Origin of the sequence: Flavobacterium noncentrifugens (assembly GCF_900100375.1) — a bacterium.
In the GTDB taxonomy this organism is placed as follows: Bacteria; Bacteroidota; Bacteroidia; order Flavobacteriales; family Flavobacteriaceae; genus Flavobacterium; species Flavobacterium noncentrifugens.
Genome location: NZ_FNEZ01000002.1, coordinates 573758 through 585125 on the forward strand (window position 1 = coordinate 573758; position 11368 = coordinate 585125).

At 39.7% G+C, this 11368-nt stretch carries 12 protein-coding genes; 4 read left to right on the plus strand and 8 right to left on the minus strand.

Annotated elements, in window-relative coordinates; genetic code table 11:
* Positions 1 to 16 precede the first annotated feature (16 nt).
* Genes BLS32_RS07250 through BLS32_RS07260 form a run of 3 tightly spaced genes read right to left on the minus strand, consistent with a single transcriptional unit; the run spans position 17 to position 2699 of the window.
* Positions 17 to 964, minus strand: coding sequence for a WaaS/CpsH family glycosyltransferase (locus BLS32_RS07250; RefSeq protein WP_091393432.1), 948 nt, complete (start codon positions 962 to 964; stop codon positions 17 to 19).
* An 8-nt stretch (positions 965 to 972) separates the two neighbouring features.
* Positions 973 to 1908, minus strand: a complete 936-nt coding sequence (locus BLS32_RS07255) for a glycosyltransferase family 2 protein (protein WP_091393434.1) — start codon at positions 1906 to 1908, stop codon at positions 973 to 975.
* On the minus strand, positions 1905 to 2699 hold the full coding sequence (locus tag BLS32_RS07260) for a glycosyltransferase family 2 protein (protein WP_091393437.1): 795 nt from the start codon (positions 2697 to 2699) through the stop codon (positions 1905 to 1907). Before BLS32_RS07260 ends, BLS32_RS07255 begins: the two co-directional genes overlap by 4 nt.
* A gap of 84 nt (positions 2700 to 2783) precedes the next feature.
* Here BLS32_RS07260 and BLS32_RS07265 point away from each other — a divergent pair, with 84 nt between their 5' ends.
* Complete coding sequence (locus tag BLS32_RS07265) at positions 2784 to 3542, plus strand: lipopolysaccharide kinase InaA family protein (RefSeq protein WP_091393440.1); 759 nt, start codon at positions 2784 to 2786, stop codon at positions 3540 to 3542.
* Here BLS32_RS07265 and BLS32_RS18810 read toward each other — a convergent pair whose 3' ends face one another.
* The 5 genes from BLS32_RS18810 to BLS32_RS07295 form a co-directional block, all read right to left on the minus strand.
* On the minus strand, positions 3543 to 5396 hold the full coding sequence (locus tag BLS32_RS18810; RefSeq protein WP_307725612.1) for a glycosyltransferase family 9 protein: 1854 nt from the start codon (positions 5394 to 5396) through the stop codon (positions 3543 to 3545).
* Positions 5397 to 5401: 5 nt separating this feature from the next.
* Positions 5402 to 7282: an LTA synthase family protein gene (locus BLS32_RS07280; protein ID WP_091393442.1), complete on the minus strand. Its 1881-nt coding sequence runs from the start codon at positions 7280 to 7282 to the stop codon at positions 5402 to 5404.
* A gap of 22 nt (positions 7283 to 7304) precedes the next feature.
* Positions 7305 to 8120 (minus strand): 2,3,4,5-tetrahydropyridine-2,6-dicarboxylate N-succinyltransferase, encoded by an 816-nt coding sequence (locus tag BLS32_RS07285; protein ID WP_091393445.1) that lies wholly within the window; start codon positions 8118 to 8120, stop codon positions 7305 to 7307.
* A 92-nt stretch (positions 8121 to 8212) separates the two neighbouring features.
* Positions 8213 to 8590, minus strand: coding sequence for a hypothetical protein (locus tag BLS32_RS07290; protein WP_091393448.1), 378 nt, complete (start codon positions 8588 to 8590; stop codon positions 8213 to 8215).
* Between the two features lie 190 nt (positions 8591 to 8780).
* Positions 8781 to 9116 (minus strand): hypothetical protein, encoded by a 336-nt coding sequence (locus BLS32_RS07295; protein ID WP_091393452.1) that lies wholly within the window; start codon positions 9114 to 9116, stop codon positions 8781 to 8783.
* A gap of 164 nt (positions 9117 to 9280) precedes the next feature.
* On the opposite strand from BLS32_RS07295, the gene BLS32_RS07300 reads away from it, so the two are divergent.
* The 3 genes from BLS32_RS07300 to ruvX are packed head-to-tail and all read left to right on the plus strand — an operon-like array spanning position 9281 to position 11287.
* Positions 9281 to 9742 (plus strand): hypothetical protein, encoded by a 462-nt coding sequence (locus tag BLS32_RS07300; RefSeq protein ID WP_091393453.1) that lies wholly within the window; start codon positions 9281 to 9283, stop codon positions 9740 to 9742.
* A gap of 11 nt (positions 9743 to 9753) precedes the next feature.
* Positions 9754 to 10836: a winged helix DNA-binding domain-containing protein gene (locus BLS32_RS07305; protein ID WP_091393456.1), complete on the plus strand. Its 1083-nt coding sequence runs from the start codon at positions 9754 to 9756 to the stop codon at positions 10834 to 10836.
* A 34-nt stretch (positions 10837 to 10870) separates the two neighbouring features.
* Complete coding sequence (gene ruvX, locus BLS32_RS07310; protein WP_091393457.1) at positions 10871 to 11287, plus strand: Holliday junction resolvase RuvX; 417 nt, start codon at positions 10871 to 10873, stop codon at positions 11285 to 11287.
* The last annotated feature ends 81 nt before the right edge of the window (positions 11288 to 11368 follow it).

Here is an 11368-nt window from a genome sequence, read left to right on the forward strand (position 1 = left end):
ATCTTTGTTTTATCGTTTACTTGGAGTCAAAAATAGTATTTACCCAAGAATCAAGGCTGTATTTTTGGTAAATATTTTCGGGCAGCTCTTTATAGGGCAATTCGAAGAAAGAAGCCGGAATTTCTGTAGTATTTGGTTTCCAGATAAAGATGTTTTGCGGATCATAAAAATCATAATTCACCACATCAGCATTGGTTGTGATGAGTTTTTTATGCTGTCCGAGCGCTTCAAAAACCCTGAAAGTGAGTCCGTCCTGAATGGTTTTCTGCACATCGAGCAAAACCCGTGATTTCGCATAAATTTTTTCACTTTCACTGAACGGAATCGCTTCCCTGATAAACGAGATCTTATCCGGGAATTTGCTTTCCATTTTTTTCTTCGTCAGCAGAAACACTTTTGCCGATCGGTTGTGGTCTTCAACAGCTTTTAAAATCTTCAGCAAAAGCGGGTATCTTTTATCAAGCGTTCCGATGTAAAAAACATCATTGTCCAGATCAGAATTTTTGATGGTCTGGGAATAAAAGTTTGGAAGGAATTTCATATTGTAGTCGATCGCATCTTTCGGCTCAAACGTAAAATGTTTGTCAAAAAGCGAAAAACTTTCTTTGTATCTCGGAATGATTGCAAAACTGTCCCAGTAATATACGATCGATTTATCGGCTTTGGCAATTAAGATTTTGAGGTCGTCGATTTGCATGAAATCGGGGCAAATCACGAAAATGTAATCAAAATGGCCGTCTTGTCCTTTCATCAGTTCCATCCGTTCCCTGCTCGCCCAGATTTTCTTGAGGTTTTTATTGAGCAAAGTCTTCGATAAAAAATTGATGACTTTCCCAAAAATATTTTTATACCTGTATTCTTTGAAGATTAACGACGTAAGCTCGCAACCCGTGTTTTTTCGGATGCCTTCTTCAATAATCTGGTAAATCCCGAAATAATCAGGACAGAGGAACAAAATTTTCATTAAAATGGTTACGCTTTAATTCTTTGGCGGGTTTTGAGTGATTTAGACAATGGCGCGCCAAGTAACAAGATATAAAATAATTTCCAATATTTCGGCTTGAAAATGCTGCTGAAAAAATAGCGTACTGAAAGATAAACGACCATGAATTTATAAGCCAGAAAACCATAATGCTTCCGGATTACATACAATAGCGATATTTTGAGCTCGATTTTAATGTCAGTCGATTTTGGGGTACTGATTCCGTGATAATGAATGAATTTCGCATCCGGAATCAGATAGGCAAATTTATCAATTTTTGCCAATCGCTTGCATAAATCTGTCTCTTCATAGTATAAAAAAATATTGGTGTCAAATCCGCCCACAGCGTTGAAGTCTGCAGCAGCAACAATCATGAAGCTTCCGGAGATGAATTGCGCGCGTTTCGGGGCTGTATAAAGCTTTTTCCGTTTTGGATAAACAACAGGATTAATGGTTTCGAGAAAATTTCTTCCGAAGATTTCTTTGACCGGTGACGCAAAATGATCGAGCGTTGGCAATAATTTTCCGTGTTCATTGTGTGCCAATGGTCCGCAGATGCCAAATTTCGGATCGCTTTTCATCGCGTTTAAGATGATGCTGAGGCAATCGGTCGTAAAAAAAGAATCGTTGTTGATAAATGCCAAATAATTGGCATTGGTATAATGAACGCCCAGCATATTTCCTCCACCAAAGCCTACATTGATGTCGTTGCGGATTAGTTTCAGGTTTGCAAAATCTTGTTGCCCACAATAACTTTTTAATGCCTGATAATCGGAATCTTCAGAAGCATTGTCAATAACAACAATCTGAAAATCAAGCGTTTTTGACGTATGTACAAGAATGCTCTCAATACAGCTTTTCGTATACGCACCCGAATTGTAGTTGATCAGTATAACCGCAACTTCATGTTTTTTACCTTCGCTCATAGATATTGGCTGATGCCTTTTTCGGTGAAAGTGATTTTCTTTTCGGTGGTTTCCTTTTCGATCTCCACATTTACGGGAACGCGGTCTTTCGACTGCTCTTTGTGGTAAATGTGAAATGCGATTCCGGCGAATTTGAGGCGCTTGGCCAGGATTCCGATATTGTGCAAACGCTGGATCATCTCAGAATCTTCCATGCCCCAGCCTTTAAAATTCTCATTGTAACCGTTGATCTTGATAAAATCGGCACGCCAGAACGATACATTGCAGCCGCGGAATTTTGAAGACCTGTGGCTGATTGGTTTGATGAATTTTGTCAGGAACGGAAAGTGCAGCGTTCGGCCTCTTTTGCTGATTCCGTTTGAAAATAAGTTAAATCGGATTTGTTTTTTTTGCCACAATTCCGATAGGAACGATGCTTTGATCGTAACCCTTGAACCATACAAATATTGTCCTTTTTCGGCAAATCTTAAATGGTCTTCAATAAAATTTTCGGCTATGATAATGTCGCCGTCAATCTCAATGATGTAATCGTATTTCGCTTGTGCAATGGCTTTGTTCATGATCACCGACTTGCGGTTTCCGTCGTCCTCCTGCCAGATGTGGATTAATGGCACGGGGAATGTTTCCTGGAATTTTTTAATCAATATTTTAGTGTCTTCAGCTGAGCCGTCATCAGCAATGATCACTTCATCCGGCAAATGGGTTTGCTTTAAAACACTTAAAAGTAACAGTTCCAAAGCCTGCGGCCAATTGTAAGTGGAGGCGACTAACGAACATTTGTGAAAACCCATAGGTTGAAAATTTGAGTAAAAGTAGGGCTTAAATTGGAAAAATAAAAACCAATACCTACTTTTGCTGATACATAAATCTATTTGATGCCTATCACCATACATCCCGAGTTCACGAAATACCAATCTGATTTGTCAGGGTTTATTGAAAATTTCGATACTTCGGGTATACTTTTCGGTGATGGAAAGCGCAATAAGATCAAGCTTTTTGAACTTGGCGGAAGGCCAATAAACATCAAATCGTTCAAAGTTCCAAACCTGGTCAACCAGATCGCCTATAAGTTTTTCAGGAAATCAAAGGCACGTCGTTCCTATGAATATGCCAATATTTTACTGCAAAACGGAATCGGGACACCGCAACCCATCGCATTTGAAGAGCATTTTTCACCAATCGGGCTTCAGCACAGTTATTACATCAGTGAACATTTGGATGCCGAGCTTACTTTTCGCGAACTCGTAGAAATCCCGAATTTTCCCGATCACGACAACATTTTAAGGCAGTTTGTTCGTTTTTGTTTCGAACTGCATGAAAAAGGCATCGAATTTTTAGACCATTCGCCGGGAAATACTTTGATCAAAAAAGTTTCTGAAAGCCAATATGCTTTTTTTCTGGTAGATTTAAACCGGATGGAATTTCACACGCTTGATTTTGACCAGCGCATGAAAAACCTCTCGAGGCTTACCCCGAAGAAAGAAATGGTAAAGGTAATGGCCAATGAATATGCGAAACTAAGCGACTGGAGCGAAGCTGAAATTTTTGAGAAAATGTGGTTTTACACCAATGACTTTCAGGTAAAATTCCACAACAAAATCAAGATGAAAAAAATGCTGAAGTTCTGGAAATAATTATTTTTGAGTCCGCATTTTCTTAAGTTCCCGATACCTGACCACAACACTCAGCGCATTCAGGTAGCAAATGATAACTCCTTTTTTTCCGTCAAGAATCCCAAGCCTTACAAAATACTGGTACGAAAATTTGTATGCCGGATGCAGGTAAAAATGGTAAAAATTGGGTTTCACGCCTTTGAGAAATTCCTCTTTAGCCTTGAATTTTCCATAACTGACCATTTTTCCCTTATAAGATTCATAATCGGTATATGAAAAATGGACGAGCCTGTTTTTGAGTTTTCCGATGGTTCCGTCGACTGCTAATTTTTCGTGAACGAGCCTTTCGATCGTATAATGCGCTTTGTCTTTCTGGAAAAGCCTGAAAATTTTATCCGTCTGCCAGCCGCTAAAACGAAGCCTTTTGTCTTCAAAAATGAACGTCCGGTAAAATAAATATGCACTGTTCGCGTCTCTTTTCTGGATCGTTTCGATGATTTCTTCTTTGAGTGCATCGGTCAGGCGTTCATCGGCATCAATGAATAAAATCCATGGGTTGGCGGCATGTTGTATGGCAAAATTCCGCTGGGACGTATAATCGACAAATTTGTTCTGGATGAGTTTTGCCTTTTCAAAACCATTTACAAGCGCTACAGTTTTGTCTGAACTAAACGAATCGACAACGATAATCTCATCGGTAAAATCGAGGTCGTGCATGATGTCGTTGATGTGTTTTTCCTCATTATATGTGATGATCAGCGCACTCAACGGCAATTTAACATCAACAGCTTTTAATAAAATTGTTGATTCGGATAAGCTTAAATTGAGTTGCAAAAAGCCATTTAGTTTGTCTGAAAACAATCCGGGTTTGAATTCCCGATACAATTCCGGGGTTTTGTATTTGATTTCTTTTTCGGATAACTTCTCGAACAATTCGGGCCTGAATTCCTGCAAGTGTACCGAAATATGATGGATGCCGTCTTCAAAAGTCGCCCAGATTTTCTTTTCGATCCAAGGTGAAAAAATGATAAATGAAGGTTTGCCCAATGCTTTCGCCATATTGATCGCGCCGCCGTCATTACCAACAATCAAATCGCAATTGTTCATGATTGCGATAAACGATCGAAGGTCATTTCCAAGCAAATCGAAATAAACTTTTTGCTGCGTTTTTTGCTGGCAGGCATCATAAATATTTTTGGCTTCATTGAGTTGCGACGGGAAATAGTTGAAAAAGATATTGACGTCATTTTTAGCGATTTGGTCAACAACAGCCGCCATGAATTCCGGCGGATAGGTTTTAAGCGGCTCGCTTCCCAAAAGGCTCACCATCACTGTTTTCCGGTCTTTTTTTACACCGTGATTTTCAAACAACTCAAGCGCCTTGCGATTTTCTTCATCGGTGACAAAAAGCTTTGGAAGCGGATCGATTTCAATGTCTAAATGCAGCGGTTTCAATAAGGACAAACGCCTTTCAATCGCAAGTCCCATATTCGTTTTGGGGAACATTGCAAACGGAACATTATCGGTATACAAAAAATTCCGCCCAGGTTTTTTATAGGATATTTTTCGCTTAGCACCGCTGAATAGTACGATTGCCCAGCTTTCAAGTTTTGAATAGGCATCAATGACCAAATCGTATTTTTCTTTTCTGATCTGTAAAGCCAGTTTTAAAAAGGCGCGTTTGCTGTTTTTGTGCTTTTCCTGGAATAAGATAATGTTATCGATATTCGGGTTGCAGTTTAAAACCGGGGTTGTCGATTCATAAACGAGGTAATCGATCCGGGCATCGGGATAAGCACGCCTGAGGTTGTTGCAGATAATGCTGCTCACCAGGACGTCGCCGATCATTTTTTGTTGGATTACCAGAATCTTCATGAAACTTACTTTGATTTTATCGTTAACTGGTTGTTGATCAATCGCTCGTTGAAAGACTGGATGTAGGCTTTGATGAAGGCTTCCATGTTTGCCGCAACTGCTTTTTCAGAATCGAGTAAGTTGTTTTTCAGGAACGGATCTTTCTTGAAATTGTAAAGCCCAACCGATTTATTTCCATCAAAAGCAAGGTAATAATCGTCATTGATGTAGTTGTAAATGTTGTCAATATAAGTGACGACGAAGTTTTTATCTGAGCTGTAAGGCTTTCCGAAACTTACCACATTGTCTTTGATTTTCAGATAATCCAATATACTCGGTAAAATGTCGATTTGCTGGAAATTCTTCTCGCTAACGCCTTTCAAATCAGGGTTTGACGGATCGAAAAACAAAATCGGAATGCGGAATTTCCCTACATTATTCTGGTATTTTCCTTCCCCGAAAGGCGAGGTATGATCGGCGGTAAGCACAAATAAAGTGTTGTTGTACCAATCCTGTTTTTTCGCTTTGGCAAAGAATTTTCGTAGCGAAGCATCGGTATAACCAATGGTTTCATGGATTTTAGTCGTGCCTTTCGGAAATTTTCCTTTGTATTTTTCAGGCATGATGAAAGGAGTATGCGAAGAAATGGTAAATAAAGTCGAGAAAAACGGTTTTTTGAATGATGTGAGTTTGTCGCAGAAAAACTGTAAAAATTCTTCGTCAAATACGCCCCAGCGGCCATCAAAAGCTTCAGGATTGTGGTACGGATATTCGCTTTTGCCATAATATTGCTCAAATCCTGCGACTTTACAATATTGGTCAAAATTCTGGCTTCCATTGAAAGCACCGTGGAAAAAGGAGGTGGAATAGCCTTGTTTTTTGAATATTTTCGGAAGTCCGTACACTTCATTTAAGGAATATCCCGATGAGATCAACGGATTGTTCATCAAACTCGGAACGCTCGAAAGGGTAGAAGGCACGGCATCGATCGATACTTTTCCATTCGCAAACCCGTTTTTAAAATACAGCGATCTTGTAATCAGCGAATCCAAAAATGGCGTGTAACCCAAATGAATGTTTTCATAACCAAAACTTTCAAGGATCAAAATGACTACATTCTTTTTAATTGGGGGAATTGCTGGATTGGTTCGAATTTCAGGATTGAAAATTTTATCAAGTGCTTCTTTTGGATAAAATTTGGGATCCACAATTCCTTCGTGCTTTCCCATGGTCCGGATGATTGTAAATGGCGTATTCAGAACGATGGCAGAATTCCCAAGCGTTGCATAATTGATCGCGTCTACAATCCGCAAAGGTTTTTTTCCGAATCCGCCGCGAAGCATGATTAGTCCACACACAAGGGCTAGCACTAAAATCCCGATTTGTTTGGTTTTTTCTTTCTTCGTGAGTTTTTCTGTCGGAAATACAATTAATGCATTCGACATGGCACCCCATAAAATCATCGAAAAAGCGATGAAACCAATTGGCAAATACCAGAACTCCCTCAGGAACGACGGCAAAAGCCCGAGGATTTCGTGCTCCATCCCGCGCGCTGTGATCAACCCGAAAGAGCTTCTTCTGCCCGTAAATTTGTAATATTCAAAATCGACAAAATTGGAAGCCAGAAAGAAAAGATTCACGCCATAAAAAGCAATTTTCAGTCCTTTCTGGTATTTCGGTTTGTACTTAAAACCGCCTGGAAAAAGATGCAGGATGATAAAAATTATATTGATGAATCCAATCGCAGACAAGTCGAATAACATTCCGCCTGCAAATGCCTTGAAGTCGACATTTGTAAAATTCTTCCAGTTGTACCACAAAAAAAAGATGCGGCAAAATTGGTAACAAATAAAAATTAAAGCAATTCTTTTCGCAAGAAGTTTAAGTAAACTGTAGAAATTGAACATCTATCGGATTTAATTTTGGATACTAAACAGCCACATCATATTCCCTCAAAGCATCATTTAGCGATGTTTTAAGATCGGTTGATGGTTTGCGTTTGCCAATGATCAGCGCACACGGAACCTGGAATTCACCCGCTGCAAATTTTTTGGTATAACTTCCCGGAATTACGACAGAGCGCGCCGGAACAATGCCTTTCATCTCAACTGGCGTTTCCCCGGTCACATCGATGATTTTTGTAGATGCAGTCAGGCAAACATTCGCGCCAAGCACGGCTTCGGTTTCTACGCGAACGCCTTCCACAACGATGCATCGCGATCCGATAAAAGCGCCGTCTTCAATAATCACAGGAGCAGCTTGCAGTGGTTCAAGCACGCCGCCAATGCCAACACCGCCGCTCAAATGCACATTTTTCCCAATTTGGGCACAGCTTCCAACGGTAGCCCAGGTATCGACCATTGTTCCTTCGCCGATATAAGAACCGATATTTACGTAACTCGGCATTAAAATGACACCTTTAGAAATGTATGCGCCATGTCGGGCCACAGCATTTGGCACGACACGGATTCCTTTTTCGGCATAGCCGCGTTTCAACGGGATTTTATCGTGGTACTCGAAAATGCCGACTTCAAATGTTTCCATTTTCTGGATCGGGAAGTAAAGCACGACTGCTTTTTTGATCCATTCGTTTACCTGCCAGCCGTCAAGTGTAGGTTCGGCCACGCGAAAAATGCCTTCGTCGAGTAAGTCTACGACTTTTCGGATCGCGGTAATGGTTTCGTTTTCAGATAATAAAGCGCGGTTTTCCCATGCGGCTTCTATAATTGGGCGTAAGTGGTTCATCGGTTAAGAATTTTAGCAAATATAACCGCAATTTATGAAACTGTCAACGGGAAGCAAAAACTGTTCGGAAAAAAGAGAGGCAAAAATGAAAATTAATTCGCAGAAGCCAAGATGCTGGCGGGATTAAAATTGATCAAATACCGCTTCGTTTTGTTGTAAAGGTACATTTTGATGTTGTCAAATAACATCACGGTTACGGGATTTGACTTTTCATCTTTACAGAGATAAATCACGCCATTATCGGGAAGCGATGTTTTTGAAATAATGCTCAAACGGTAGTCTTTATCGATGTTCACACTGATTTCACTTGGTGAAAAATGCACGATGCGGTCGCCGATAATTTCTCCTTTTTCCCATTGTTGCAAACTGTTTCTCGATTGGATTTCATTAAAAGTGTAAATCTTATCCTGAGCAAAAATGACAGTTGAAAAAAGTAAGGTAAAAAAGAATAGCGGCAGTTTAAATTTCATGTACTTCGTTTGTTGTTTGACGCCGCAATAACGCAAATACTTTTAAATCCGCATGAAAAATTTAACAAATAGTCAAAAAAAAGGATTCAAATTACCAATTTGGCAATATTGAATCCAAAATTTCTTACAATTTTTCTGACTAAAAAACAGCCCGATTTAATAACCCAGCATCGTCAGCAATCTCCTGAAATCATAACTTATCAGGATCGTCTTCTTCCAGATCATTGTGATTGTCACCACCAATGCTATAGCTATTATTTTCTTCATCTTCGCTTCCTATTTCTTCTTGTTCGTCATCTAATTCGGCGCCCGGAATGTCAAGGTCATTTCCTGAAACGTCTTCTTCAAAATCTTTTTCGTTTTTTGTTCCCGCGGGATCATTTTTTTTGAGCTGTGTGGGGTCTTCGGGATCGATTTCGGTTTCCTCTTTGCCCTGTCTGTAAATGTCTTCGCTGGCAGGATAATGCGGATAACCCGGAAAATCATTATCAGATTCGTCGCTTGTGTTGTTTTTATTCGTGTCCATGATCGTGTTGTTTTAGGTTGGGTTTCGTTTGAAACTTCTCATACAAATTTCAGTTCAAAACAGACGTTTTGCGTTACAGGACTTTGACTATCATTTGCAGGATTTCCAGTATCGCATAATTTGTGGATATTTGCGTAATCACTGCATCACATCTACCGTAAAAAATGAAAATTAGAAAAAATTACAATGATGAAGTAATAAAGCTGTCAAAAGCCATAGATATTGCTGTCAGAGCTTTTGATAAAAGCGATTTGAAAGATAAAGATTGGATTATTCAATGCTACAAAGAATGGCAGCGCCGCCTGTTTGACCGCGATGATTTTTTTAAGAAAATGGCTTCTTTAAAATATGATATAGAACATGTATTTACTTATTTCCAGGAAGGTGCAGGAAAAGAAGTTGAATATTTTTGGAAAGAACTTGAAAGGCAAAAACTTGATTATCAAAGAGAAGATAAATTGAGGAAGATACTGGATCGCGGGAAAATTAGGGGAAGAATCGAATTTGAATATGTTACTGATGTAATTGTTCCTGCTGAGCAAGAAAAAAGAATTACAGAAGAAGAGGCGAAGCAACTTGGCAAGATGTTATATGATTTTGAATTTAAAAAGAGAAAAAAACAGTAAAACAAGTAATTATGGAAGCACTTTCAAACAATCAGATTGCAACACAACGGTTAGTCAATCAGCAAATTACAGATTCAAAATTCAAATATCTCGAAAAGTTGCTTTCATATCTTGGCGCCATCCAGGCACAGGATTTTGCTATGGCGAAATGGGCAATCGGTGCGCGTATTCCGGGTTTAGCCGAAGCCGATGTAGATCAGGCACTCGAAAAAGGCACCATCCTCAGAACCCATATTTTACGTCCAACCTGGCATTTTGTTGCCGCCGAGGATTTGCGGTGGATGCTTGATCTAACGGCGCCGCATGTCAAAAGAATCGTCAACAGTTACAACCAAAAACTCGAATTGACCGATGAATTGTTGGCGAAAGCACGAAAGATTATCGAAAAATCATTGTCGGGAAACAACCATCTGACCAGAAAGGAAATCATGCTCATTTTATCCGAAAACGGCATCAGGACCGACGAATGGCGCTCCACGCATATTATGTTCGACGCCGAACTTTCAGGCCTGGTTTGCAGCGGCATCAATAAAGGAAAGCAATTTACGTATTCGCTGATCGATGAAACCATTAAGAAACATGCATCATTTTCAGGTGATGGAGCTTTAGCAGAATTAACTTTCAGATACTTCAACAGCCGCGGGCCGGCCACAATTCCTGATTTTTGCTGGTGGTCGGGTTTGACATTAACGAAAGCACGAAAAGGAGTGGAGTTGAATTCCAACAAATTCAATCAGTTTACCAAAGAAAACCAAACGTACTATTTCACCGGCAATTTCAAAGAATCGAAACCTGATGACACCATCCATTTTCTTCCGGCTTTTGACGAATTCCTGATCGCCTACAAAGACCGAAGCGCATCAATGGACACTTCGCATTATAAAAAAGTAATCGCCGGTTACGGGATTTTCAAACCGCTAATGATCCAGAACGGATTTGTAAAAGGAGCGTGGCAGCGCACCGTGAAGAAAGATGAAGTGCACATTCAACTGTCATTTATTGATAAAGTCAACAAATCGGAGTTTCAAAAATTTGCCGCTGTCGCAGAAGACTACGGAATATTTATCAGCAAAAAAGTAGTTATCATCAAATAAAATTCTGGCAAAGCAGTTACCTTTGAAATAAAAAATGCCAAGAATCCTCGCCATCGATTACGGGCAAAAGCGCACCGGAATTGCCATTACAGATGAACTTAAAATCATCGCTTCAGGATTGACAACCGTTCCGTCTGAAACCGCAATTGCTTTTTTAAAAGATTATTTTTCGAAAGAAAATGTCGAAAAAGTCCTCATCGGCGAACCCAAGCAAATGAACAACGAACCTTCAGAAAGCACGCCGGTCATCGAAGCATTCGTAGAAAAATTCAAAAAAACTTTTCCCGATATGAAAGTCGTTCGCGTAGACGAAAGATTTACTTCCAAAATGGCTTTCCAAACCATGATCGACAGCGGATTGAAGAAAAACCAACGCAAAAATAAAGCGTTGATCGACGAAATTTCGGCCACGATTATGCTGCGCGATTATCTCACGCGGTATATGATTTAGTAAGATTTAACTTCTAAAACGTTATCGTAATTTGTCCTGTTTTTATTCAGATTTAATAAAACGGTAACACAGATTCTCAGT

Excerpts from the sequence above, each read along its gene's own strand:
- BLS32_RS07290 (WP_091393448.1), bottom strand. The coding sequence starts at position 8,590 with ATGAAATTTAAACTGCCGCTATTCTTTTTTACCTTACTTTTTTCAACT.
- BLS32_RS07295 (WP_091393452.1), bottom strand. The coding sequence starts at position 9,116 with ATGGACACGAATAAAAACAACACAAGCGACGAATCTGATAATGATTTT.
- BLS32_RS07260 (WP_091393437.1), bottom strand. The coding sequence starts at position 2,699 with ATGGGTTTTCACAAATGTTCGTTAGTCGCCTCCACTTACAATTGGCCG.
- BLS32_RS07255 (WP_091393434.1), bottom strand. The coding sequence starts at position 1,908 with ATGAGCGAAGGTAAAAAACATGAAGTTGCGGTTATACTGATCAACTAC.
- BLS32_RS07305 (WP_091393456.1), top strand. The coding sequence starts at position 9,754 with ATGGAAGCACTTTCAAACAATCAGATTGCAACACAACGGTTAGTCAAT.
- BLS32_RS07300 (WP_091393453.1), top strand. The coding sequence starts at position 9,281 with ATGAAAATTAGAAAAAATTACAATGATGAAGTAATAAAGCTGTCAAAA.
- BLS32_RS07285 (WP_091393445.1), bottom strand. The coding sequence starts at position 8,120 with ATGAACCACTTACGCCCAATTATAGAAGCCGCATGGGAAAACCGCGCT.
- BLS32_RS18810 (WP_307725612.1), bottom strand. The coding sequence starts at position 5,396 with ATGAAGATTCTGGTAATCCAACAAAAAATGATCGGCGACGTCCTGGTG.
- BLS32_RS07280 (WP_091393442.1), bottom strand. The coding sequence starts at position 7,282 with ATGTTCAATTTCTACAGTTTACTTAAACTTCTTGCGAAAAGAATTGCT.
- BLS32_RS07265 (WP_091393440.1), top strand. The coding sequence starts at position 2,784 with ATGCCTATCACCATACATCCCGAGTTCACGAAATACCAATCTGATTTG.
- BLS32_RS07250 (WP_091393432.1), bottom strand. The coding sequence starts at position 964 with ATGAAAATTTTGTTCCTCTGTCCTGATTATTTCGGGATTTACCAGATT.
- ruvX (WP_091393457.1), top strand. The coding sequence starts at position 10,871 with ATGCCAAGAATCCTCGCCATCGATTACGGGCAAAAGCGCACCGGAATT.